This window comes from Pseudomonas silensiensis (assembly GCF_050434865.1).
Taxonomy (GTDB): Bacteria; Pseudomonadota; Gammaproteobacteria; order Pseudomonadales; family Pseudomonadaceae; genus Aquipseudomonas; species Aquipseudomonas fluorescens_W.
This window is the reverse complement of the sequence record NZ_JBNDJH010000004.1, coordinates 329,361-353,766: the sequence shown is the minus strand read 5'-3', so window position 1 is coordinate 353,766 and position 24,406 is coordinate 329,361. Positions and strand designations below refer to the sequence as shown.

Genomic DNA, 24,406 nt, shown 5'->3' with positions numbered 1-24,406 from the left:
TTAATCCACCACATTCCCCTGTGGGAGCAAGCCCGCTCCCACAGGGTTAGCGGTGTTCTTGAGTCTCGCGGTTTTCCAGGACCGTTACGGTGGCCGTGGTCCCGGCACGCAGTCGGTTTTTGGCCGCGTAATCGGGGTCGATCTGTATCCTCACCGGCACCCGTTGCGCCAGCTTGACCCAGGTGTAACTGGGGTTGATGTTGGCCAGCAGGCGACCGCCGGGCAGGTTCTCCCGGTCGGAAATGGCGAAGGCAATGCTTTGCACAGTGCCGCCGAAGGTTTCGCCACTCATCAATTCGATCCGGACCCGGTCGCCCTCTTCGATTCGCGGCAGCTTGGTTTCCTCAAAGTAACCGCTGACATAGAACGAGTTGCTGTCCACCAGCGCCAACAGCGCGCCGCCGGCTGCGGCGTAGTCACCCTGACGGGTCAGCAGGTTGGTGACGTAACCCGTCACGGGCGCTTCGACCCGCGTACGCTGCAAGTCCAGTTCGGCCTGGGTCAATGCGGCGATGGCCAATTGCACGTTGGCCCGGGCCAAACCGAGGTTGGCCTGGTTGCGCAGCAACTCGGCCTGCGCCACCGCCACTTCCGTGCTGGATTTCTCCCATTCTTCGCCAGAAATGGCGAACCGCTGCTTGAGCGTGCGCCGTCGGCGCTCTTCACTCTGACGCTGGCGGAGCAACGCTTCACTGGCGACAATCGTTGCCTCGGACTGGCCAAGGGTGGCTTTCGCCACTTCCACCGAGCGCTTGGCATGCTCAACCGCCAGGACATAGCGTGCCGGGTCGATTTCCAGCAGCAACTGGCCTTTCTCCACATGCTGGTTGTCCTGCACACCCAGGCCGACGATGCGCCCCGAGACATCGGCGGACAAGGTCACCACATCGGCACGCACCCGCGCATCGCGGGTCCAAGGGGCGCGGGTGTAATGTTCCCAGGCAAACCAGCCGAGAACTAAGGCCAGCAACACCACCGCCACCGTCGCAAGTCGGGCAAGGATCTTCTTCAAAGCATCAAGCTCCCATTACCAGAATCAGCGTTGCGCAAACGCAGGCGTACAACGCGCCTTCGAACAAGGCTTCATGCCAGACGAACCGCAGCACGCCGAGGCGGCGCAAGATCCAGTCCAGCACCAGGTAAATCGGTAGCGCCAGCAATAACGCCTGGGCAATCGGCGGCAAGTAGACGCCACCCAACTCAAAATCAATGGGCAAGGGCCGACACTCCTTCCGTTTCTGCGGGTTGAAAGTATTTGCGATGTCGCTCCAGAAACGACACCACAATCAACAACGCCACGCGCATCCGGAATACCGACCACAAGTGTTCATGAACGTCTAAATGCAAGTCGTCCATTTCATCGCCCAAGACACGCAGGTTTCCGAGCAGTTGCTCAAGGTCAATCCCGGGCCGCCCGGCGATCAATCGTCCGGTCTCACGGACAGCAGCCAGCAAACGGTTTTGCTGTTCAGTACTGAGCAACGTGTTGCTCTGCCCCTGTTGCCTGAGCTGGTTCAGCGCCACACCCAGCGCCATGCACCCGAGGCTGACTTCGAACAGCTCGCTGGATTGCTTGTCGTTGGTGGACGGAAGCAGCCCCAACATCATGGTCAGGCGATCGACCATGCGGCTTTCAAACGCAAATTGCTGCTCATCGGTGGCCGGTGTCTTCAGCAAAGCGTAGACCTGTTCACAGTTCTCATTGAACAGTCGGCGCATCCGCAAATCGGGCCTGAACGGGAAGATCAAGGCGTAGACACTGAGCGCCAGCGCGGCTGCGCAGATATAGGAACCGGCAAACTCGAACCACTGAATGGCACTGTTTTGGCCGATTTCTGTGTTTTGCGGGCCCAACAACAGCATTGTCGTCAGTCCAAGACCAATGCCTGTGCCCGTGGTTGGCGGACTGGACAACCCCACCGCGACGGCATACAGCAAGGGGGTCAACAACAAGGCGAGTAACTCGAAGTCACTGATCATCGGTATCAGCAGGAACAGATACAGCGCCGATACCACCAAGGCCAGGCCCAGCCCCCTGGCAAAGCTTTGGCTGGCCAGCATCGGCCGCGGAAACGTCGCCATCAGTGAACAAAGAATTCCCGTCACGATCATCCCTCCACGTGCGCCGTCCCAAGCAGTTTCGATCCAGATCAGACCGGCCACCACCAATGCGGTAAATGCGCGGATCGCGTTCATTGCCGCCAGCGTGAAGTCCAGATGCAAGGGGTTGTCCTGGCCGCGAAACATGCTACTGGCCGCACGCCCGTCCTGGATTGCGTCGCTCAGTTCGAGAATCTGGCCGAGCTGCTCCAGCATCCGCGCCTGTTCCCAGCGCAGCGCCCAGGCCAGTGAACGCAGGGTGGCTGGCATTGTCTCGGTGAGTTGTTCGGCCTTGTAGGCCTGGTCATCGAAACGCTGTTGCAGTGCCGAGAAACGCTGCCGGGCCTTGGTCGACAATGATCGCCCCTGCAAGGCCAATTCATCGAGAAAGACCAGTTCTTCGGCGCGTAATCGCTGTACTTCCTCCGGCAAGGCACCTTTCCAGCGCTCGGCAAGCAGCTCCCGCTGGTGACGCAAAGCCGTCAGCCGCGACGTCAACAACACCAGCTGATTGCCCAGCAACTGCACCAACTCATTGGAGCTGCGCAACCGGGGTGCATCGAAATACAAATGCCGCCGTACGCCTTCCAGGGCACTGATCGCGCCGAGCAGTTGCATCTGCCGTCGATGGAAATCGGCTTCGCTTTCCTCGGTCCGAATGACCGCCGCGGCGTGGGTCGCGAGCAGCTTGATGACCTGATCGATCTTCGCGAAGTAATCCCGGGCCACGGCTTCCGGTCGCGCCGTAAGCAGGCTGACCACGCACACGCAAGCCACGGCCAATAGCGTCTCGGTCACGCGGGTGACGGCGAGAAGGAACGTACCGTCCTGATCGGGTATTGCCAGCAGTGCCACGACCACCGCCGTGTACCCGCTCAAAACAAACGCCTGGGAACTGGTGTAGCGCAACAAGGTGCCACCGGCGGTACAGAGCGCCAGCCACAAGGCCAGGGTGAGGATGAAAGGCAGGGGCGCCTGGGGAAAGATCGCCATGATCAACACCGCCACCACCGCCCCGAGCGTGGTGCCGATGACCTGGCCGAAACTGCGGGCCAGGGCCATGCCGCCCAATGGCTGGCTGACGATGACCACCGCCATGATCGACCACTTGGGTTGCTCAAGGTCGAACAGGAACGCCAGATATAACGTCAGCAACCCGGCCGCGATGGTCCGCAGGGCGAACAACGCCACTCCGGGGCCGGGGTTGAGTATCGCTTTGAAGTACTGAAGCAGCGGTTGCATGGGAACGCTCATCGAGTCATCTCCAGCAAGCGTAGTCACTGCCAAGGCGCCTCGACGGGTTTCAATGTCGACGCAACCTGTAGGCAAAATCATCGAAAATGCAGACCGCGTTGAATCGACTGACTCACGTATCGAACAAGTCTGGGTTTGACTCACAGCCTTGCCTGACCGAAGCTGGCTACTTTGCAACAGCTTGCCAGCTCCCGGATTCCTGCATGCCCCAGTCTCGCCGCTACTTGCTCATCAGCCTCTGCGTTCTGTTTGCCATCGGCCTTGCCTGGTTTTTCCTGCGCAGCACAACCCCCGTGGTGCCGGAGGCGATCAAGCGCGGCTACAGCGAGGCGCTGAATCAGGCGCGCGCAGGCCAGCCGGGTGCAGCGCGGGTCCTTTACCAGCAATTGGGCCGCTCCGATATATCGGTCAAACGCCGCGTCTGGTTGCATGCCGAACTGCCCAACTACCCCAGCTCCGTGGCCCTGAAACTGGCGGATGCGGACTTGCAGCATGAATCGCCGGACGTGCGCATCGCGGCGATCAGAAGCATCAGCGGCCTGGTGCCCAGCGGTCAACGCAGCCTGCTGCTCGGCCCGTTACTCGATGACAGCGAACAGCGCGTCCGCTATGCCGCCGTGAACGCCTTGCTGGGGCTGTCGCCGGACGATCTCGGTTTGTACTTCGGGCCGCTGGAGCAAGCCATCGACGCCTGGGAACAAGACCTGAAGAGTCAACCGGAAAGCGCCGACAACCAATATCAACTGGCTCGGCTGCATCTGCACAATGCCGAATTGAAAGAGGCGCAGCAGGCGCTAGAGAACACCTTGCGTCTTGCGCCCGGCAACCTGCCCGCGCTGGTGATGCAAATCGACGTGCTGGATCGCCTGGGCCAAAACGATGCTGCCCGGCAACTGTTGGCCAAGCAGCTAAAAGCTCAGCCCGACTCGGCCTACCTGCAACATGCCTTGGGACTCTGGCTGCTGCATCACGGGCAAAGTGAATTCGCCCTGCTCGGCCTTTCCAAAGCCGTGGAGCTGGAGCCGGACAACAAGGATTACCGCTACGACCTGGCCACCACGCTTCACGATGAACAGGAGCTGGAAGCGGCGCAGAAACAGTTGCAGGAGATCGTCCAGCGCCACCCGGCCGACCGGAGAGCCCGGGTATTGTTGATCAACTACTGGAAAGAAAGCGGCCAACTGCAGAACGTGCAGATTCTGCTGGCGCAACTTGAACAACTCAATCCCGACGACCCCGCCTTACAGCAAGGGCTTTAACAACAACAAAAAATTTCGTTGAACTCGTCGTCTCGGCCCAGGGTCAAGAGAACAGGCAGCTCATACAGGCACTCACGGCCTGCTGCCTCGTTTCCCCTAGTCATGAGAGGGCATTTTTTGTCTACATCTAACGAGTTGATCAGTGCAAAAGCCGCCACCGGCATCGAAGGTCTGGATGACATCCTGGCCGGTGGCTTGTCCCGCGGGCATGTGTTTTTACTGGAGGGTGAACCCGGTACCGGCAAAACCACCGTCGCTTTGCATTTCCTGTTGGCCGGCGCTCGTGCCGGCGAGCGCTCGTTGTACATCACCCTGTCCGAGACCGAACGCGAATTGCGCCAAGGGGCTTTGTCCCACGGCTGGGAACTGGATGAGAACATCCACATCTTTGAGCTGACGCCCCCGGAAAGCCTGCTCAATGCCGAGCATCAGCAGAGCTTGTTGTATTCCTCGGACCTTGAACTGGGCGAAGCCACCAAGCAGATTTTCGAAGTGGTCGAACGGATCAAGCCGACCCGCGTGGTGCTCGACAGTCTTTCCGAGATCCGTCTGCTGGCCCAAAGCTCATTGCGCTACCGTCGCCAGATCCTCGCGATCAAACATTACTTCGTGCGCTATGACGCCACGGTGGTGTTACTGGACGACCTGACCACCGAATCCCTCGACAAAACCGTGCACAGTGTGGCCCACGGCGTTGTTCGCCTTGAAGAACTGACCCCCAACTATGGCGCCGAGCGGCGGCGCATCCGTGTGGTGAAATATCGCGGTCAGAAGTACCGTGGCGGTTATCACGACTTCACCATCATGGGCGATGGCGTGCATGTTTTTCCGCGTCTGGTGGCCGCCGAACATCGCGGTCGCTATGTCCGCCAGCAATTGTCCAGTGGCATCAAGGCCATGGACGCCCTGCTCGGCGGCGGGATCGAGACCGGTTCCAGCACGTTGATCCTCGGCCCGGCCGGTACCGGCAAATCGCTGATCTCGATGATCTTCGCCGCTGCCGCCGTGGCCCGAGGCGAAAAAGCCGCGCTGTTCATTTTCGATGAAGAGCTTGGGTTGCTGTTCGAGCGCATGAAGAACATCGGCATCGACCTCAAGGCGCTGCAAGACACCGGCAACCTGATGATCGAGCAAGTGGACGCGGCTGAGTTGTCCCCCGGCGAGTTTTCCTACCGGGTTCGTCGCTGCGTCGATGAGGGCAATATCAAGACCGTGGTGATCGACAGCATCAATGGCTATCAGGCGGCGATGCCCGAAGAAAACGCGCTGGTACTGCACATGCACGAGTTGCTGCTGTACCTCAATCGCCAGGGTGCCGCGACCTTCATGACCGTCGCCCAGCATGGACTGGTCGGTGACATGCAAGCCCCCGTCGACATCACCTATCTGGCCGACACGGTCATCCTGCTGCGCTACTTCGAGGCATTGGGCAAGGTTCGCCGGGCGATCTCGATTATCAAGAAACGCACGGGCAGCCATGAGTCAACCATTCGGGAATACCGCATCAGCGCTCAGGGCATGACCATTGGTGAACCGCTGGATGCCTTTCAGGGGGTATTGCGGGGTGTCCCGACCTATCTGGGTGCCAGCAATCCTTTGCTTGAGGAGCAAAACCCGTGATTGCCAAGGACGCAATGTCCGAGCGCGCGATCATTCTCGCACCGCTGGGTCGCGACAGCCAGATTGCGCTGATGATGCTCAACGAAGCGGGTTACGACGGGGTGATTACTCGGGACCTGGTGGCGTTATGCCGCGAGCTGGAGCAAGGGGCTGGCTTGCTGTTGATCTCTTCCGAGGCGTTGTTGGGGGGTGATCTTGAGCCCCTGCTCGGGCTGATCGAGCAACAACCGACCTGGTCGGACCTTCCGATTGTATTGATGACCCACCATGGCGGCCCGGAACAAAACCCGGCGTCGCGCTACGGCCCACAGCTGGGGAACGTGACCTTTCTTGAGCGCCCTTTTCACCCGGTCACATTGATCAGTCTGGTGACCACCGCATTGCGCGGACGTCGACGACAGTACGAAGCCAGGGACCGCCTGATCGATCTGAGTCAAAGCGAACTGCGGTTGCAAAACACCCTCGAAACCCTCGAACAACAGGTCGAGGAACGCACCGCCCAACTGCGCAACAATGAAGAAGCCCTGCGCCAATCGCAGAAAATGGAAGCGGTCGGCCAGCTCACCGGTGGCATTGCCCACGACTTCAACAACATGCTGACCGGCATCATCGGCAGCCTGGAGCTGCTGCGCCGACGTCTGGCCCGTGGGCGCACCGAAGATCTGGACAGCCTTATCGACCTGGGTGTGACCTCCGCCAACCGCGCGGCAGGCCTGACCCACCGCCTGCTGGCGTTCTCCCGGCGTCAGTCGCTGGACTCCAAACCCGTGAACATGAACACTCTGGTGGTGTCCATGGGCGAGTTGCTTGAGCGCAGCATCAACGAAACCATTCAGCTGGACATGCAACTGAACGAGCAACTCTGGGTGGCCGAGGCCGATCCCAACCAATTGGAAAGCGCCCTGCTCAATCTGGTGATCAATGCTCGGGATGCGATGCCCGATGGCGGCAAACTGGTGGTGAAAACCAGCAATCAGTATCTGGACATTGGCTTCACCAAGACCCAAAGCAACCTTCAACCGGGTGATTACGTGGTGCTGAGCGTCACCGACACTGGGTGCGGCATGCCGCAAAGCACCATCAGCCGAGCCTTTGATCCGTTCTTTACCACCAAGCCAATCGGCCAGGGCACAGGCCTCGGATTGTCGATGATCTATGGCTTCAGCAAGCAATCACGCGGCCACGTCGCCATTCACAGTAAAGTGGGCGAAGGCACCACGGTGAGCCTGTTTCTCCCGCGATTCGGCGGTGACGTGCCTCAGGACAGTCCGGTGAACGTGCAGCACGCTCCGTTCGCGCAGAATGGCGAAACGGTGCTGATCGTCGAGGACGATCCGGCGGTGCGAGTGCTGGTCAGTACGGTGTTGAGTGATCTGGGCTATGCCTTCGTCGAGGCTGGCGATGCCGCCAGCGCGGTGCCGATTCTGGATTCCGGGCAACGTATCGATCTGTTGATCAGCGACGTGGGATTGCCCGGCATGAATGGCCGGCAACTGGCGGAAATCGGCCGGCAATACCGACCGAATCTGAAGGTGTTGTTCATCACCGGCTACGCCGAACACGCGGCGGTGCGCGGCGGATTCCTTGATCCCGGCATGCAGATGATCACCAAACCGTTCACCTTCGACCTGTTGACGGCGAAGGTGCGGGAGATGATCCGCGTCTGAAAGTGCTTACGAGAGCATTTCCTGCATAAGCTCCTGCAGCACATCCAGATCGAACGGCTTGGCCAGGATCGGCGCCTTACGGGTGATCGGGCTGTCCGTCTCGCGGATCTCCTGCGGATAACCGCTGATAAAGATCACCTTGAGTTCCGGTCGCAGCTTCACGGCAGGTTCGGCAATCTGGACGCCAGAGATTCCGCCCGGCAGGCGGAAATCGGTGATCATCATGTCCAGGTGCGGTTTGCTCGACAGAATCTCGAAGGCCTGCTCGCCGTTTTCGGCCTGCAATACCCGGTAGCCCTCACCCGACAGATAGGCCGACAGCACCATCAAAATCGAGGGGTCATCTTCGACGATCAATACGACGTCTTGTGCATCTTCACTCATGGGAAGCCTTTGTTCGATCAATAGCTGCTGATACGACCGTGGGGTCGATCAGAGGTTGCGTTTATCCGGCTATTTTCCTACAGCGGCAGACAAACGCGAAACAAGGCGCCTTCGCCAATCCGGCTTTCGACGGTAATGGAACCGCCATGGGCGGCCACAATCTGCTCGGAAATAAACAAGCCCAGGCCCAACCCCGCGACAGCGTGTTTGGCCGTGACGCGTTCGAACTGCTGGAAAATACGCTTCTGGTTCTCTTCGCCAATGCCGATCCCGAGATCGCGCACTTCCACCCGAGCCTGACCGCTCTCACTGTACACCTTAACGGTGATCGGACTCTTGGCGCCGTAACGCAAAGCATTGGTCAGCAAGTTGGAAATCACCTGTTCAATGCGGAATTCGTCCCAGCTACCCACCACCGGTTGCTCGGCCTCCAGGGTGATCGAGGACTCGGCAGCATCGACCTGTGGGGCAAAGTTTTGCAACAAACTGCGAACCAGCGCCGACAGATCGAAGCGCGTCGGCCGGATCGACAACTTGCCGGTGCGAATGCGCGATACATCGAGCATGTCTTCGATCAGCCGGATCAGGCTTTTGATCTGCCGCTCGTCGCGATCGACCATCGCGTGCATCTTGTCCAGCGTGAACGCCGCGGCGTTATCCCGGGCCAGGTGCATCTTGCGCAACTGGGTTTCGAGGATCAGGCCATTGAGCGGCGTGCGGACTTCGTGGGCGACGATGGACATGAAGTCATCACGCATGCGCACCGCTTGTTCCAGTTCCAGCTGGGCGCTCTGTAACTGCTTGAGCAGCGCTTCCTGCTCACGGCGGCTTTGCTCCAGCTCTTCGACCTGTTGTTTCATCGCTTTGCTTTGGCGATAAAGCTCGACGAACACGTTGACCTTGCTCTTGACCGCATGGATATCCAGCGGCTTGTAGAGGAAGTCCACGGCGCCGCTCTCATAGCCCTTGAACGCGTAGTTCAGCTCACGACCGGCGGCACTGACGAACACGATCGGGATGTTCTTGGTCTTTTCCGTGCCGCGCATCAGCTCGGCCAGTTCGAAGCCGTTCATGCCGGGCATCTGCACGTCGAGAATGGCCATGGCGAACTCGTGTTGCAGCAACAGCGACAAGGCTTCGTCGGCGGACAAGGCTTTATAGACGATACGGTCTTCGCGCCTGATCAACGCTTCAAGCGCCAACAAGTTCTCCGGCAGATCGTCGACGATCAGCAATTTGGCCTGGGTAGTACTTAGCATGCGATTCGTTCCAGCTCGACAAGCAGACGGCCGATGCCGCGTATAGGGAGGATGTGGTCTGGCTGGTGTAAATCAAGTGCAGCCCGGGGCATGGTTGCGACCTGGGCTTCATCCGGGTCCTGGACGATGGTCATGCCGCCACGGCGCTTGACCTGGGCCAGGCCGTGGGCGCCATCACGGTTGGCGCCGGTCAACAACACCGCGGCCAAGGCTGAACCGTAAGCATCGGCGGCCGACTCGAACAGGTAATCAATGGCCGGGCGCGAATAATGCACGCGGGCTTCCAGGCTCAAGGAAAAACTGCGGTCCTGCTCCACCGACAAGTGATAACCCGGTGACGCGAAATACAGCGTTCCGGCTTCGACCAGCGTCTTGTCGCGGGCTTCCAGCACAGGCATGGATACTCGCCGTGCGAACACCTCGGTCAGATGGCTTCGACGTACTTCCGGCAGGTGCAACACCACGATGATCGGCAGCGTGAAGCCTTCTCGCAATGGGCTGAGGATACTCAGCAACGCCTCCACACCGCCGGCCGAGGCGCCGATCACGATAGCCTCTATAGAAGGCAAATCCGCTGCACTGTTCATGATTTGCGGTAAATCCGTTCTTGTTTGACCAACGGTTCGAACTGGTTGCCGTAGGCCGAGAAATCCACGGTTTCCTTGCTGCCCAGCACCAAAAATCCTCGATGGCAAAGGGAATCATGAAACAAACCGAACGCACGATCCTGAAGCTTTTTGTTGAAGTAAATCAAAACATTACGACACGAAATTAATTGAGTTTCTGAAAAGACACTGTCAGTCGCCAGGCTGTGATCGGCGAAGGTCACGTTCTCACACAGCGTCTTGTCGAAAATGGCGTAACCGTAAGCCGCGGTGTAGTAGTCGGCGAACGAACGCTGGCCACCTGCCTGCTGGTAGTTATGAGTGTAGGCGCGGACATTCTCCATGGAGAAAATCCCCTGCTTGGCTTTGTCCAGTGAGCGCGGGTTGATGTCGGTGGCGTAGATGATGGTGCGATCGAGCAAGCCTTCTTCGCGCAGCAGAATCGCCATCGAATAGACCTCTTCACCCGTGCTGCAACCGGCGATCCAGATCTTGATCGAGGGGTAAGTCTTGAGCAGCGGCACCACTTCCTGACGGATCGCGAGGAAATGCGAAGGGTCGCGGAACATCTCGCTGACCGGGATCGTCAGCAGTTGCAGCAACTGCATGAACGCCGTCGGGTCGTGCAGGACCTTTTCCTGCAACGCTGAAATGGTCGTGCACTCGAACTGGTTCAACGCGTGATTGACCCGGCGCTTGATCGAAGCGCCGGAGTAATCGCGGAAGTCATAGCTGTATTTGAGGTAGATCGCCTCGATCAACAAGCGAATTTCGATCTCGCTATTTCGTTCCACTGAAAAATTGCGTTCCACTAAATGCGTTCCATCTTCGGTAACCACACGCGAATCAGCGAGAACAGGCGATCCAGGTCAATGGGCTTGGCCAGGTAATCGTTGGAGCCCGCTTGCAAGCAGCGCTCCTGATCGTCCTTCATGGCCTTGGCCGTCACCGCAATGATCGGCAGCTTGCGCCAGCGCGGGTCCTTGCGGATCTCGATGGTGGCTTCGTAACCGTCCATCTCCGGCATCATCACGTCCATCAACACCAAATCGATGTCCTCGACTTCATTCAGTCTTTCAATCGCTTCACGACCGTTTCGGCCGATGACCACGACTGCACCCTTTTGCTCCAGGGCACTGGTGAGGGCGAAGATATTGCGTACATCGTCGTCCACCAGCAGCACCTTGCGACCCTCGAAGACCTTGTCGCGACTGCGCGCGGTCTTGAGCATCCTCTGGCGTTCATGGGACAACCTGGATTCGACTTTGTGCAGAAAGAGTGTGACCTCATCCAGCAAACGCTCTGGCGAGCGCGCGCCCTTGATGATGATCGAGCGCGAATACTTGCGCAGCTCGGCCTCTTCGTCCCGGGTGAGGTTGCGCCCGGTGTAGACAATCACTGGAGGGAACGAGCAGATATCTTCGGTGGACATGCGCTTGAGCAGGTCGTTGCCGAGCATGTCCGGCAACTTCAGGTCGATGATCATGCAATCGAAAATCGTCGTGCGCAGCAAGTTCAGCGCGTCCTGCGCCAGGCCAACGGCAGTGATCTCGATGTCATCGTCGCCGATCAGCCGGGCAATGCTGTCACGCTGCAGATCATCGTCTTCGACCAGCAGGACGCGTTTGACCTTTTGGGTCAGCTTGGCCTCAAGGCGGGCAAACACGTCCTTGAGCTCTTCACGGGTAGTCGGTTTGACCGCATAACCGATGGCGCCCATGTGCATCGCGGCTTCGGCCCGGTCTTCCGACGAAATCACATGCACCGGAATGTGCCGGGTTTCAGCGTGCTCCTTCAGGCGTTGCAACACACTCAACCCGGAGTGATCCGGCAGACGTATGTCCAGCAGAATGGCGTCCGGGATGAATTCCCTGGCCAGGTCGTAACCCTCGTCCCCCCCGTGCGCCACCAGGCACTGATAACCCAGCTCATGCGCCAGGTCGTAAAGGATATTGGCGAAGTTCGGCTCGTCCTCCACCACCAGAATGCAACGAGTGGCGAATGGGGCCTTGGTGCGATCGTCGTCGAAACGCGGGATATCGACTTCGGCAATCAACGGCACCAGCGCGGCGGGCGTCACTCTCGGCGTAATGGCCACCGGCGTGGCTCTCATCGGTTCGACAGGCTCCTCGCCCGGTTCAACGTAATGCTGCGGCAAAACCAGCGTGAACACACTGCCCTGCCCCGGCTCGCTGGTGACACTGATGGAACCGCCGAGCAAAGCGGCCAGGTCACGGGAAATCGACAAGCCCAGGCCGGTGCCGCCGTAACGGCGATTGGTGGTGCCATCGGCCTGGCGGAAGGCTTCGAAAATGCTGTCCTGCTGATCCGCGGCAATGCCTATCCCCGAATCGCGAATGATAAAGGCGATACCGTCGCCTGGCTGGCTGGCAACCGTCAGGCTGACCGTGCCTTTTTCGGTGAATTTCACCGCGTTGGACAGCAGGTTCTTGATGACCTGCTCCAGACGCTGGCGGTCGGTGTAGATCATCATCGGCGCACCGGCCTGCACCTCGACCTGGAAATCCAGTTTCTTGTCCGTCGCCAAGGGCTCGAACATCCCCCGCAAGCCATCCACCAGACGGGCGACGCTGGTGTTCTCCGGTCGCATCTCAAGCTTGCCGGCTTCGACCTTGGAAATGTCGAGAATGTCGTTGATCAAGTTGAGCAAATCATTGCCGGCGGAATAAATCGACTCGGCAAACTTGACCTGCTCGGCGCTGAGGTTTTCCTGGGGGTTTTCCGCCAGCAACTTGGCCAGGATCAACGAACTGTTCAGCGGCGTGCGCAACTCGTGGGACATGTTGGCGAGGAATTCAGACTTGTACTTGCTCGAGCGCTGTAACTCTTCGGCGCGTTCTTCGAGCTGGATCTGGGCCTGATTGAGTTCGGTGTTCTTCAGGTCCATGACGTCGCGCTGGTCGGCGAGGATCTGCGCTTGTTCGGCGAGTTGCTCATTGGTTTGTTCAAGCTCGACCTGCTGGGTTTCCAGGTGCGCCTGAGATTCCTTGAGAATCCGCGACTGCTCTTCCAGCTCTTCGTTGGCGGTCTTGAGCTCTTCTTGCTGAACCTGCAGCTCTTCGTTGAGCTGTTGGGTTTCGGCCAGCACTTCTTGCAAGCGCTGGCGATAGCGAGCGGCCTCGATGGACGTGCCGATGTTGCCGGCAATCAGTTCAAGCAATTCGACATCACGGTCCGTCAGCGGGCGCAGGAAGCCCAGTTCGATCACACCGTTGACCCGGTCGTCGTCACTGGTCGGCACGACCAGCACGCTATGGGGCAACCCTTCGCCCAGGCCGGAGCTGACCTTGAAGTAATCGCTCGGCACGTCATCAAGACGAATCAAGCGAGCCTGGTTCGCCACCTGGCCGACAATGCCTTCATCGCTGTAAATCTGCTGTTCGCGCGCTTCCTGCTCGCGGGAAAAACCGTAAGAGGCAATGCGCTTGAGACCGCCATGTTCTTCGCGGACATAGATGGCTGCGACGGCGGTGCCCAAGTACTGCGCGCAGAACTGCAGGATGTTGCGGCCCAGCAGATTAAGCGACAGTTGCCCCAGCACTTGCTCGGCCAGTTCGGTCTGGCCATTGCGCAGCCAGGCCTGTTGTTTCAGACGCTTGGCGCTGGCCTGTTGCGCGGCGAGGTTGGCGCTGTAGCTTTGTGAAAGGTTGAGCAAATCCCGACGGCCAATATAAGCCAGCAATGCGCTGATCCCGGCGATGAACAACAGATAAAGGCTGATGCTCCAGATCGTGGTGCGGCGCACGTCCTCGTTGCGCGTGGCGCGCAACTGCTGCTCCATATCGATCACGTCTTCGAATTGCTTGCGGATCTCATCAGTCAGCCGCTTGCCGCGCCCGGCCTTGACCGCGCTGCGGTAATCGCCGCTGGCGCGCTGCAATTCAATGAGTGTCTGCGCGTAAGTGGCCCACTCATTCTGCAAGGCTTGGAGCCGGTGCAGACGGTCGGTCTGCACCGGGTTGTCCGCGGTCAGTTCAAGCAACGTATTGAGGGCGACAGCGATTCGCGGCTTGGCCGTTTCGTAGGGTTCAAGGAAGTGCTCGTCGCCAGTGAGCAGGAAGCCGCGCATACCGGTTTCCAGATCGACGGTCAGTTTGATCGATTCATTGGCGTTATTGATCACCCGGTCGGTGTGTTCGACCCACTGGATCATCGACAACAGATAAGTGATCAGAGAAACAAAGAACACTGCGCTGAGCACGCCGACACCCAATGGCAGGCTGACGTTGCGGCTCAGGAGTTTGCGGAATCGTTGCTCATCAACCGAAGACGCGGATGTCATGGGGGAAACCTTGTCGAACTGTTGAAAACCAAGGAGTTTGCCCCAAAAGCGCCGGATTGATCCAATTTTCTGACACCTTTTCGCGCAAAATCCCACATTCCACTGCTCCAGCGCAAAGGAGCGGTTATCCTTGCCAACACTTGTGCGGCTATTCTTTTTTCTACCGCGTGGGAACTTGTCGGGTTCCGAAACTTACTCAAGCAAGAGCCCGGCGATCTAGATCGGCCGACAACCGCGAATTCAACCTCTGAGAACCCCACTATGTCCGCCACCGCGTCCATCATCCTTGTAGTCGAAGACGACGCCATCGTGCGCATGCTGATTGTCGATGTGCTGGAGGAACTCGAGTTCAAGGTGCTCGAGGCCGATGGCAGTGAAAAGGCACTGGAATTCCTCAACGATGAAGACCAGTACATCGACTTAATGATGACCGATGTCGGTTTGCCGGTGATGGATGGGCGTCAACTGGCCACCCAGGCCCGGATGCTGCGCCCCGAACTGCCCATCCTGTTTGCCAGTGGTTATGCCGAAACCCTTGATGTGCCCGCAGGCATGTCAGTGATCGGCAAGCCGTTTTCGATTGATCAGCTGCGCGACAAGGTCAAAGGCATGCTGGCCTGAGACAGTTGACTGGGCATCCTGGCCCCACCACTTTTCTGCATAAACCAACGTAAGGCTGCATTTTTCGGCGTTTTTGGGCGCTGACCTGTCAAGTTTGACAGTAGAAAAGACCGCCCGCCTGGCGTTTGATTGGACCGGTGACCCCACTCATAAGGAACCGAGTCCATGCCGAGTCGAACTGAACGCTACGCACGTTATTTGAAAATCAGCGGATTATTGCTGATGCTCATCGTCGGATACGGTTGCCAGTCAGCCTCTTCCGACAATCCCCAGCACTGCTTTGAACAGAGCGGACAGGCGTTCAGCGAAGTATTGAGCTGCTATCGCAAAGCCCAAGCGACGCAACCGCTGCGCTACATCAGTAAGGGACAAGAGCAACAACCCGGCGTCAACATCCGACGCTTCGAGCTGACGTCACAGTCCTGGGGCCAGGGCGGTCAAGTCACTCCGGCGGACTGGACTCATGGCGTCGACCTGTACATTCCCGACAACGTCAACGGTACGCGCGCCGTGCTGGTCGCCAATGACGGCGTCAACAACCCTTTGCCCGGTGAGTCTCCGGCAGCACCCAACAACTTTTCGCAGCAGACACTGCTCAACATTGCCCGGCAAACCGGTTTGATCGTAGTGGCTGTCAGTAATGTCCCTAACCAGTATTTGACCTACAGCGATGACGGCGTGCCGCGCACAGAAGATGGCAGCGTTGCCCACAGCTGGAAACTATTCATGCAGGCCCCGGAACAACAGCCCTTTATGTCGCTGCATGTGCCGATGATGGAAGCGCTGGTCAAAGCCATGGACCTGGCGCAAAAGGAGACGCAACCAGGCCAGGTGGTGAGTTTTCTTGCCACCGGCGCGTCGAAACGCGGTTGGGCGGTATGGCTGTCCGCCCTTGCGGACTCACGCGTCGATAGCATCGTGCCGTTTGTCATCGACGTCTTGAACACGGACAAAGTGTTCGACCAGACGTTTCTGGCCTACGGCGATAACTGGCCACTGGCGTACATCGACTACTACTTGCAAGGTGTGATCGCCCAGCGCAAGACCGAGCCGTTCAAGAAACTGATGCAGGTCGAGGATCCGATGACCTATCGGAATCTGTCCGGCTACACCGACCGCTTGAAGATCCCGAAATACATCGTCAACGCCAGTGGCGATGACTTTTTCATCCCGGATGCTTCACGTCAGTATTTTCCGGACCTGCCGGGTGACAATACACTTCGGGTCATTCCCAATTCCGCCCACGATGTGCGGGCGTTTGTTGAAGCGAACCTGATTCCTTATATCAAACGGCGGCAGACCGGCCATACCGCACCAAGGTTAAAAGCACAGGAACAGCGCCTGGACGCCACATCGTCCAAGTTGCACCTGACCTTCTCCGAAATACCGATCAGGTTGACCCAGTGGACAGCCCGTAATCCGCAGGCTCGGGACTTCCGGTACAACTGCGGCGTGCGCTACACCGCAGCACAATTGCCGGTCTCAATGGACGTCCAGACGACTCTCCGTGCTCCCAAGGTGGGTTGGAGCGCAGAGTTCTTCGAAGCTGAGTACGCGGACGGCGTTGTCGAAACGACGATGGTCAAGGTTCTTCCGGAAACGTATCCGAATCAGGCACCACCCGCCGATGAGGCGTTTTGCAGAACGCTACCCGCCACCCAGGGTCAGTAAATCAAGACACGACAATCTCAACCCTTTTGCTCTGTGGGGTTGTCGTGTTTCTTTTAGACAAATCAATATAAGAAACGAGCATGGCAATACTCAGACACCTGCCTTTCAAATAATGGATTTAGCTCAGAACAGGTCACAATGTTAACAGGATGAAAAATAGTCCAGTCGATTGTGGTTCAATCTCATTCTGCCTGCCTTCAACCCGCTGTTCGCATCCAGTTATAGCGAAGAGCTCCCTAACAACATGGCAGCAAACTAAAGCCGTCATTATTTTCATTTTCAGGAAAATGCAACACGCACTTACATACACTCACTTGCGACCATTCAAACATTAAAAGAGGATGCCTCAAACACACCACCCAGAAATTAGATAGACTCACCATGACCATTATAAATTCAGACACTACCTTTCAAAGACACCTATCAAGACCTTCAGGTTATATCCAACCCAAAGACCACAACAGTCAAAAAGATAATATCGAACGACAGGAAATCCTCAGCAAATTAAAGCGTCGCGCGCAAGACCAACGTTACTCCAAGGAAGTCAGTCTGGAAGGTGCTTCCATCTCCCTGGAGTCTGGCTCATCGCTGGAAGAAGCTCTCCAGCCGGCAAGGGTCATGTTGCGAAACATGGTCGAAAAAGCCTCTTTCAAAAAACTTTTGATGAAACTCCAGCTCTCCGAACATTCACTGTTTGAAGTGACCGCTGATGGTCAGGTCAAGGCACACTATGCAGGCAAAACCTTGAGTTTTGAGGGTGCATCCAAACTGGCTCCGGACCTGAACGATGATCTTGTTGTATTGGTTGAAATGGCTCAATTGACCGGTGGCGTCGTCACCCTTGATGACCAGGTCAGCCTGACTCAATGGTTGAAATTCCATCGTTACCTCCTCCCTCGGACGGTCATCGATGCCCAGAACCTGATTGCATTCCTGGAACAGCGAAATCCCGTCAGTCCGACATTCGGCAACTATTGGGAATTGATAAAGGCGGGGAAAAACAATCCACTCACTATGTCATCAGCACAGTGCAACCGGCTTCGAGCGCTTATCAAGGAATACATCAGGGGCCAGTCATTATTGGAACATCTGTCAGGCACTATTCTGGGTGGACAATCCACTCCCTTCAAACGATCTGATGCGGAGTTTTATCTGAAAACGCTTGTTTCCAGCTCCATTGCTCTTATCTGGGCAAAAGGTTTTGTACGAGACTTGGACTGGTATGGTGCGCAAGATAATCAGCCCTTATCGGACGAGTCTCTCCAGCAAATACTTTTGACCGCGCTATTGTTGGATCTCCATCCGATGGTCGGGGGGCAAGAGCCGCGCAATCAAGTGGCCGGTTTCGATCTCTATGCGGCCCAACACATAGAGAAGTCTTTTGCCAGTGTTCAAACGGAATTCGAAAAACATCTGATCAATAACCATCGGATCACTGAACAAAACGCAGCACTGGCCTCGCATTTATTGCTGGCCGGCACCGCGCCGGAGTTCCTGGTCAAGGACTTGCCGCCTACTCTGCTATTAGGCACCCCGCAATGGGTTGATTACTGCCGGACCATCGCGGTGCAGGAAATCATTTCACCGGGATCGTCGCGCTCAATGACCCATGCGCAAATACAACACCTGATGAAGTCCGACTCAGTCACCGAGTCGCAACAGACACTCAATGCCTTGGCTGCTGTAGACCCAGTGATCGACTGGGCGTTGCTCAACGGCATCGTCACCCACAGTGAAGTGAATCGGTCAGCCAAGGATTCGCTTGAAGTGGCAGTGGCCGCTTACGCCCGCCATGCGAAAACCTTTGCTGAAACGGCTGATGCGTTGTCTCGCCCCTTGCCGACCCGCAAGAGCGTCGCCCTGGACATCCTCAAGCAAGTCGCCAAGGGATGCACCTATCTTGAAATTGACGTCCTTCACCAAAAGCGCAATCGAACACTGGTAGACGCCTATGCCAAACCGTTTCTCATATCCCCTGTAGAACTGCACATGTCCAACGACCTGCAGACAGGTGATTGGGACTTGAAACATGGAGAGAGTATTTATCAAGCGTTTCCAAAGATGCTCCCCAATCTGATTTCCCCTGATGGAGAGTTTTACCGCCAATTCAATCGGGACTATGTGTCACATGCACAGGCCATGAGTACGCATTTGAAACTGGCCCTTTCATCCTTGCCGCTTCCTGACCGGGCGCAGCTGCTGCGCGGACAGGTGACGATATTCGCTGTACGGCCTTCAGTCGCCAAGCTTCATCCAATCACCCGCCCCCCCATGAATCCATTATCGGCAACCCTTGACGTCATCCTGAAAGTGCAGAATCGGGTTCCCATGGAGAGTCAGAAAGACAAAGAGCAGGCCACCGGTCGTTACGGCGTGGTGGTGTGTACCTACTTCGAAGGACGACTGAGTTGTTATGAGTTGTTCACCTTGCACGGCGTCTGTCGTGAAAACGCGGAGCTGGCCGAGCTGATCGAAAGGGAGAACCTGTTACACACAAGCCCCCGCAGCAGTGGAAAATACCACTCCCATCCGGCACCGGTGCATCAACTGCCCACGGACATTGAGTGCTACACCCATGCAGTCACACCTGGCCTCGTCAATACCAGTCGCGGCGTCATTGAAAAAATCGGTGAACTATCAGCGACACACCTGCCTTCGAACACTGAAAGCAAAGGCTATTACCAAAGTTTCTATTCAAGTGAATTCGACCCGCTCGTGAACTTCGTCCTCAAGCACCGGCCAATCGCAACCTACGATGAGTTGGTGAAAGAATGTTGGGGGCAAACCCGACTGGAGGCATTGCGCGCAGAACGTGAAGAAGATCTGAACACGTTTCTCAATATTGTCGTACCGTTTAAATCATGCATCGAAGACATCAGCTCAGACGACCTGGATCGACAGTTCCAAGGAGTAGCTGCGTGCACCCTGGAAGCCGCGATGACACTTCTGTTAGTGGTCGGAGCCATCGCTAAGGTAGCCAGTATTGCCGCCAGAAGCATGACCCTTGCAACGAAAGCCAGCGCCATGGCCAAGACTGGCCTGGGTCTGGTGAGCAGCTTGCTGAATCCGCTGGATGGCGTTCCGGACTTGCTTAAGGGTGGCGCAAAACTGTTGCGCAAAGGTTTTAACGGGAGTATCGCGGCCTTGGAAAACGCCACTTCCGATTTTCGCAAGTTGACGAGTCAGACTCAATTCGAGCAGTTGGCCAGAGCCGGCGATCCAGACATCATTCGTCTTGGAACCTGGCGCCCCGTGGAGTCTTCGAAAGACCTTTTCCGGGTCTGGGGTATACGCCAGAACGACCATTGGTACGCACTCAACCGGCACGGTCAGCCATGGGGAGCGAAGCTCAAAAACTTCGAACCAACGAAAATCTGGCATCTGTTCAAGCTGGATAAGCTGATGCCGGCATCGTACACCCGCAAACTGCTCAAGGACGCGTTGCCAGCCTCTAAAGCAAAGGTCGACGATGCTATCAGAGTCCTGACGGACGCCTCACTTGAAACCGACTCCGGGAAGATTGTGAAACTGCTGTTAGGTGACAACTCCAGCCAAGGTAGACGCAAACTTCTGAATCACCTGAACGAAGTAAAAAACGATGTTGCCAAAGTCACACCCGACAACTTTGTCCTGGACACCGCGGAGTCGCAAAGTTACGCAGCCCTGAACCCGGCCTGGTATGCAGAATGGGCACGCGCAACCCCGAAAGACGCAGCCCAAAAGAAGTTCATGCGCATCTATACTCATAACTTCAATCGGCAGTACCGTACTGAAGGCTATAGCCATGATGTACTCGCCGATGACATTGTTCATGAGTTGTTTCATGGCGCCCCCAACACACTGGATCACTCCTATGCCCACAATCCAATATCCGGACGCCAAGGTAACTACCAACGAGTGGATGTTGCTCCGCTGATGAACCTGGCATCCGGCCACCTGCGTGATCTGGACACCCTGAAAGTGATCGACAAGGCCAACGCTTTCAATAATGCGGATTCGTTCGCACTGACCACTTCACTGCTTAGCCAGTTATCGAAAGATCCAGTCTCGTACCGGCTAAACATTGAGACGATGTTGAAGGCGCTCGAAAGAAGCCAGAACGGCTACATCGGCTGGGAGGTGCTTGTGAAGTTGAATCCGGTTTAAGCCGCACGATCTGCCGCAGGGGGGGCCTGCGGCAGATTGACTGAATGGAAAGAACTGACTGTGGTTTAATTGCGCGCTTTTTCGACGCCCAGTGCCCGCATCAAGGAATGCCCCATGAGTCAGCCCTCCTCCACCAAAGTCCTGATCATCGGTTACGTCTGGCCCGAGCCTCGCTCTTCGGCGGCCGGCGGGCACATGATGCAAATTCTCGAGACGTTCTTGCAGCAAGGCTGGGACATTACTTTCAGTAGCCCGGCCGGCACCGGTGAGCACCGGGCAGACCTGACGGTCTTGGGCATTCGCGAAGTCCCGATCGAATTGAACAACAGCAGTTTCGACACGTTCATCAGCGAACTGGCCCCGGATATCGTTCTGTTCGATCGGTTCATGATGGAAGAACAGTTCGGCTGGCGCGTCGAAAAACACTGCCCCGATGCCTTGCGCGTGCTTGAGACCTCCGACCTGCAAAGCCTGCGGGATGCCCGCCATCAACGCCTCAAGGAGCGATTGAAGGCCAGTGACGACGCCAATGACTTCAATCAACTGTTCGCGCCGGCGTTACGTGAAGAGTTTGAGCTCATGGCCGAGACCGATCTGGCCAAACGGGAAATCGCAGCGATTTATCGTTGCGACTTGAATCTGATGATTTCCGAAGTAGAGATTGAGTTGCTGGCCGAGCAATTCAAACTACCGCGCCACTTGCTGCACTGGTGCCCGCTGATGGTCGATCTACCGAGCATGCCATCGGTTTCTTTTGACGACCGCGAGCACTTCCTCAGCATCGGCAACTTCCGTCATGCGCCCAACTGGGATGCGGTGCTCTGGATGAAAACCACTATCTGGCCGCTGATCCGCGAACAACTGCCAAAGGCTCAATTGCACATCTACGGTGCTTACACACCGCCCAAAGCGACTGCGCTGCACAACCCTGGGCAGGGGTTTCATGTAATGAACTGGGCGGAAGATGCGTTAAAAGTCATGTCTGGCGCACGGATTTGTCTGGCCCCCCTGCGCTTCGGTGCCGGCATCAAAGGCAAGATTGTCGACGCCATGTTGTGCGGCACGCCCACCATCACAACGCCAATCGGCGCAGAAGCGATGCATGGTGAACATCTCTGGCCGGGCGCTGTCACCCGAACAGCACAGGCGTTCGCCGATTGCGCGGTTCAGCTGTATAAGGACAAGGCTCTGTGGACGGACGCCCAATCCCAAGGGAAGACATTGCTGGCCGATCGTTATCGACAATCGGAACATGGCCCCGCATTGATCGAAAAGTTATTGTATTGCCAACAACACCTGGCACAACTTAGAAGCGACAACTTTACGGGAAGCATGTTGCGTCATCATCACCATAAAAGCACGCAATACATGGCGCAATGGATTGAAGCGAAGAATCGAATTTCGTTATAACCCCCACACTAACAACAAACATTTTGCATTATCACTATTATTGACCGACCCCAGCATCCTCCTTATAAACACCTGACCGAACTTAATTAAGTTCGGCACCACCAACCCTTCTTATAAATTAATGCAAGGATGCATTAAATGAGCAACTACGCCAATAATAACTGGATGGCCGCCACGCCAGCCATTGACACTTTATCGCTCTGCGAACTGACGCTGCCTGGCACTCATAATGCTGGCTGCGACTGGAAAGCCCCCTGGCCGTTATTCGGCCCTCCCGCCCACTGGGTAGCCTGTCAGCATGAATCGTTCTACCACCAGCTGTGTCATGGGTCCCGAGCACTTGATGCCCGTTTGATGTATGACGCCACTGCTCCGGGGTTAGGAAAATTCATATTTTTACATGACCGTCACCGTTCTAACCGCACGTTGGGACACCTGGTAACCGATCTGAATAAATTCCTTATGGAAAACCCTGATGAGTTTGTCATTCTGGATTTCCACCAACTCAAGGACGGCGAGCATCCATTTGACTTCAAATACTTCAACGACATGATGTTGAGGTTTATCGGCCATCGGATGATTCCTGCCCAAAACCAGGGCCTGAGCCTTAATAGCCTCAAGAAAATCAGCCCACTGCAAAGGGTACTGGTCGCGGCCCCATGGCACAGTGCACTTGATCGAAATGTGTTTCACGAGCAGATCGGGCACAAATGGTCTGGCAGCGGTATCACCAATACCGCTGATTTGAAACAGCACGTTATTAATGTACTGAAAAACCCGCCAGGCACATGGGCACCGTGGTCGCTTTCCGCCACCAGCTACAGCGCTCTTGGGGGCCCCGTAGATATTCATGACGAACTTAACGCCTGGTTCGATCCGAAGAAAAGCGACTGGGCGTCAAAGTGCAACATCATCAATGTCGACTTTATGGAAGAGTCCAACATGGTCTCTTATTGCCGAACTATAAACCTGACCAAAGCGAGCAAGCGAAATTAACCATTTTCGCGCCATCAAATAGCTATTCTTGTGTAAGTGTTTCCGACGCTGGCAATACTGCCACGTACTCCTATGCTGGGTCATGAAAGCCTTTTTTCTCAGGCGAATGATACGGATGTGGCACCCAGCCACATCCGACACATGAACTTTTTTTCCCCACGGACGGGGCGAATCAACGACAAGGAACTGTCATGACCCGCAATACAGCAACCACACTCGACAAACAGAAATGGATGAGCAACGTACTGGATATCGGTCGGTTGAAGCTGACCGATATTATCTGGCCCGGCACGCACAACGCTGGCATGGACAAAAAAGCACCCAACTATGAGGTGGTGGTAGGCAACTGGACGACGTGCCAGAACGACTCATTTGCCTGGCAACTGGCCAACGGCGCACGGGCGTTCGATATCCGGCTTGGCTGCACCGCCGGCCCGGTGGTCCCGGTGTTCTACTTCCATCACAACGGCTATCAGTCCCACCGCATTCTTGATGAACTGATCGACGCGGTGACGACATTCCTCGACCGAAACCCGAACGAATTCATCGTCCTCGACTTCCACCAGTTAGGGGATGCGGCGAAGCCTTTCGACTACCAACAACTCAATAAACTTCTGATGCGCGGCCTGGGCTCGCGCTTGATCCGACCTTCGCACGCGCGCAGTACCGTGGAACAGCTCAAGCGCGCCAGTTCGCAGCGCCGCATTGTCATGGCCGCCCCGGCGAAACCAGGACTCGACAGTGAGTATTTCTGGCCGAAAATACCTCACAAATGGAACGGCAAGGTATTCACCGACACCCTCGATCTGCAATCGCATATCCAGACCACCCTTTTGGGGGCACCTTACGAGACATTTCTATGGTCGTTGCCTGCGACCTGCTATTCGCTGCTGGGTGGCCCGCAGCACATCAAAAACCAAATCAATGACTGGTTCCACACCTCCCGCGACTGGGTCACCCGTTGCAGCATCATCAGTACCGATTTTTTTGATGAGGCAGATATTGTCCGCTACTGCTGGAGCGCCACCAGCATGAAAGCCGTTTACGGAGACAGGTTGCATGCATAGGCGAAAGCCAAAGCAAGCTGGCACAGCAGGCGCCAAAAGAGGCA

At 56.7% G+C, this 24,406-nt stretch carries 17 protein-coding genes; 9 read left to right on the top strand and 8 right to left on the bottom strand.

All coding sequences use genetic code 11. From position 1 onward, the window contains the following. Positions 1-46: 46 nt before the first annotated feature. From QF010_RS08225 to QF010_RS08215, 3 genes are read right to left on the bottom strand one after another with little or no spacing between them, the layout of a single operon-like run. Complete coding sequence (locus tag QF010_RS08225; protein ID WP_429532852.1) at positions 47-1,012, bottom strand: HlyD family secretion protein; 966 nt, start codon at positions 1,010-1,012, stop codon at positions 47-49. 4 nt (positions 1,013-1,016) lie between these two features. Beyond that, a complete protein-coding gene (locus QF010_RS08220; protein WP_033054985.1) occupies positions 1,017-1,217 on the bottom strand; it encodes a DUF1656 domain-containing protein in 201 nt (66 codons plus the stop codon). After that, positions 1,207-3,354 carry an FUSC family protein gene (locus tag QF010_RS08215; RefSeq protein WP_429532851.1) on the bottom strand — a complete coding sequence of 716 codons (2,148 nt, stop codon included), beginning with the start codon at positions 3,352-3,354 and terminating at the stop codon, positions 1,207-1,209. Before QF010_RS08215 ends, QF010_RS08220 begins: the two co-directional genes overlap by 11 nt. 203 nt (positions 3,355-3,557) lie before the next feature. On the opposite strand from QF010_RS08215, the gene QF010_RS08210 reads away from it, so the two are divergent. The 3 genes from QF010_RS08210 to QF010_RS08200 all read left to right on the top strand — a co-directional run bounded on the left by QF010_RS08210 (position 3,558) and on the right by QF010_RS08200 (position 7,900). Continuing rightward, on the top strand, positions 3,558-4,613 hold the full coding sequence (locus QF010_RS08210; protein WP_033054989.1) for a tetratricopeptide repeat protein: 1,056 nt from the start codon (positions 3,558-3,560) through the stop codon (positions 4,611-4,613). Between the two features lie 117 nt (positions 4,614-4,730). Continuing rightward, positions 4,731-6,233, top strand: coding sequence for an ATPase domain-containing protein (locus tag QF010_RS08205; RefSeq protein ID WP_429509886.1), 1,503 nt, complete (start codon positions 4,731-4,733; stop codon positions 6,231-6,233). Positions 6,234-6,247: 14 nt separating this feature from the next. After that, positions 6,248-7,900, top strand: coding sequence for an ATP-binding protein (locus QF010_RS08200; protein WP_429532881.1), 1,653 nt, complete (start codon positions 6,248-6,250; stop codon positions 7,898-7,900). A 6-nt stretch (positions 7,901-7,906) separates the two neighbouring features. Here QF010_RS08200 and QF010_RS08195 read toward each other — a convergent pair whose 3' ends face one another. The 5 genes from QF010_RS08195 to QF010_RS08175 all read right to left on the bottom strand — a co-directional run bounded on the left by QF010_RS08195 (position 7,907) and on the right by QF010_RS08175 (position 14,451). Next, positions 7,907-8,284 carry a response regulator gene (locus QF010_RS08195; protein WP_008146959.1) on the bottom strand — a complete coding sequence of 126 codons (378 nt, stop codon included), beginning with the start codon at positions 8,282-8,284 and terminating at the stop codon, positions 7,907-7,909. Positions 8,285-8,361: 77 nt separating this feature from the next. After that, positions 8,362-9,543 carry a hybrid sensor histidine kinase/response regulator gene (locus QF010_RS08190; protein ID WP_033054991.1) on the bottom strand — a complete coding sequence of 394 codons (1,182 nt, stop codon included), beginning with the start codon at positions 9,541-9,543 and terminating at the stop codon, positions 8,362-8,364. After that, positions 9,537-10,130, bottom strand: coding sequence for a chemotaxis protein CheB (locus QF010_RS08185; protein WP_429509884.1), 594 nt, complete (start codon positions 10,128-10,130; stop codon positions 9,537-9,539). Before QF010_RS08185 ends, QF010_RS08190 begins: the two co-directional genes overlap by 7 nt. After that, positions 10,127-10,960: a CheR family methyltransferase gene (locus QF010_RS08180; RefSeq protein WP_429532850.1), complete on the bottom strand. Its 834-nt coding sequence runs from the start codon at positions 10,958-10,960 to the stop codon at positions 10,127-10,129. The genes QF010_RS08185 and QF010_RS08180 overlap by 4 nt, the downstream gene beginning before the upstream one ends. Continuing rightward, positions 10,960-14,451: a response regulator gene (locus QF010_RS08175; protein WP_429532849.1), complete on the bottom strand. Its 3,492-nt coding sequence runs from the start codon at positions 14,449-14,451 to the stop codon at positions 10,960-10,962. The genes QF010_RS08180 and QF010_RS08175 overlap by 1 nt, the downstream gene beginning before the upstream one ends. 261 nt (positions 14,452-14,712) lie before the next feature. Here QF010_RS08175 and QF010_RS08170 point away from each other — a divergent pair, with 261 nt between their 5' ends. The 6 genes from QF010_RS08170 to QF010_RS08145 all read left to right on the top strand — a co-directional run bounded on the left by QF010_RS08170 (position 14,713) and on the right by QF010_RS08145 (position 24,362). Next, positions 14,713-15,072, top strand: coding sequence for a response regulator (locus QF010_RS08170; protein WP_033054995.1), 360 nt, complete (start codon positions 14,713-14,715; stop codon positions 15,070-15,072). 165 nt (positions 15,073-15,237) lie between these two features. Next, complete coding sequence (locus tag QF010_RS08165) at positions 15,238-16,743, top strand: PhoPQ-activated protein PqaA family protein (protein WP_429532848.1); 1,506 nt, start codon at positions 15,238-15,240, stop codon at positions 16,741-16,743. A 381-nt stretch (positions 16,744-17,124) separates the two neighbouring features. Then, on the top strand, positions 17,125-20,889 hold the full coding sequence (locus QF010_RS08160; protein WP_429532847.1) for a hypothetical protein: 3,765 nt from the start codon (positions 17,125-17,127) through the stop codon (positions 20,887-20,889). A gap of 114 nt (positions 20,890-21,003) precedes the next feature. Then, positions 21,004-22,299 (top strand): glycosyltransferase, encoded by a 1,296-nt coding sequence (locus tag QF010_RS08155; protein WP_429532846.1) that lies wholly within the window; start codon positions 21,004-21,006, stop codon positions 22,297-22,299. 138 nt (positions 22,300-22,437) lie between these two features. Beyond that, the gene (locus QF010_RS08150; protein WP_429532845.1) at positions 22,438-23,295 is read left to right on the top strand and encodes a phosphatidylinositol-specific phospholipase C domain-containing protein; all 858 of its coding nucleotides are present in this window, start codon (positions 22,438-22,440) and stop codon (positions 23,293-23,295) included. A gap of 191 nt (positions 23,296-23,486) precedes the next feature. Continuing rightward, complete coding sequence (locus tag QF010_RS08145; RefSeq protein ID WP_429509870.1) at positions 23,487-24,362, top strand: phosphatidylinositol-specific phospholipase C domain-containing protein; 876 nt, start codon at positions 23,487-23,489, stop codon at positions 24,360-24,362. Positions 24,363-24,406: the final 44 nt, after the last annotated feature.

Excerpts from the sequence above, each read along its gene's own strand:
- QF010_RS08190 (WP_033054991.1), bottom strand. The coding sequence starts at position 9,543 with ATGCTAAGTACTACCCAGGCCAAATTGCTGATCGTCGACGATCTGCCG.
- QF010_RS08165 (WP_429532848.1), top strand. The coding sequence starts at position 15,238 with ATGCCGAGTCGAACTGAACGCTACGCACGTTATTTGAAAATCAGCGGA.
- QF010_RS08150 (WP_429532845.1), top strand. The coding sequence starts at position 22,438 with ATGAGCAACTACGCCAATAATAACTGGATGGCCGCCACGCCAGCCATT.
- QF010_RS08185 (WP_429509884.1), bottom strand. The coding sequence starts at position 10,130 with ATGAACAGTGCAGCGGATTTGCCTTCTATAGAGGCTATCGTGATCGGC.
- QF010_RS08145 (WP_429509870.1), top strand. The coding sequence starts at position 23,487 with ATGACCCGCAATACAGCAACCACACTCGACAAACAGAAATGGATGAGC.
- QF010_RS08170 (WP_033054995.1), top strand. The coding sequence starts at position 14,713 with ATGTCCGCCACCGCGTCCATCATCCTTGTAGTCGAAGACGACGCCATC.
- QF010_RS08195 (WP_008146959.1), bottom strand. The coding sequence starts at position 8,284 with ATGAGTGAAGATGCACAAGACGTCGTATTGATCGTCGAAGATGACCCC.
- QF010_RS08200 (WP_429532881.1), top strand. The coding sequence starts at position 6,248 with ATGTCCGAGCGCGCGATCATTCTCGCACCGCTGGGTCGCGACAGCCAG.
- QF010_RS08160 (WP_429532847.1), top strand. The coding sequence starts at position 17,125 with ATGACCATTATAAATTCAGACACTACCTTTCAAAGACACCTATCAAGA.
- QF010_RS08215 (WP_429532851.1), bottom strand. The coding sequence starts at position 3,354 with ATGAGCGTTCCCATGCAACCGCTGCTTCAGTACTTCAAAGCGATACTC.
- QF010_RS08210 (WP_033054989.1), top strand. The coding sequence starts at position 3,558 with ATGCCCCAGTCTCGCCGCTACTTGCTCATCAGCCTCTGCGTTCTGTTT.
- QF010_RS08175 (WP_429532849.1), bottom strand. The coding sequence starts at position 14,451 with ATGACATCCGCGTCTTCGGTTGATGAGCAACGATTCCGCAAACTCCTG.
- QF010_RS08155 (WP_429532846.1), top strand. The coding sequence starts at position 21,004 with ATGAGTCAGCCCTCCTCCACCAAAGTCCTGATCATCGGTTACGTCTGG.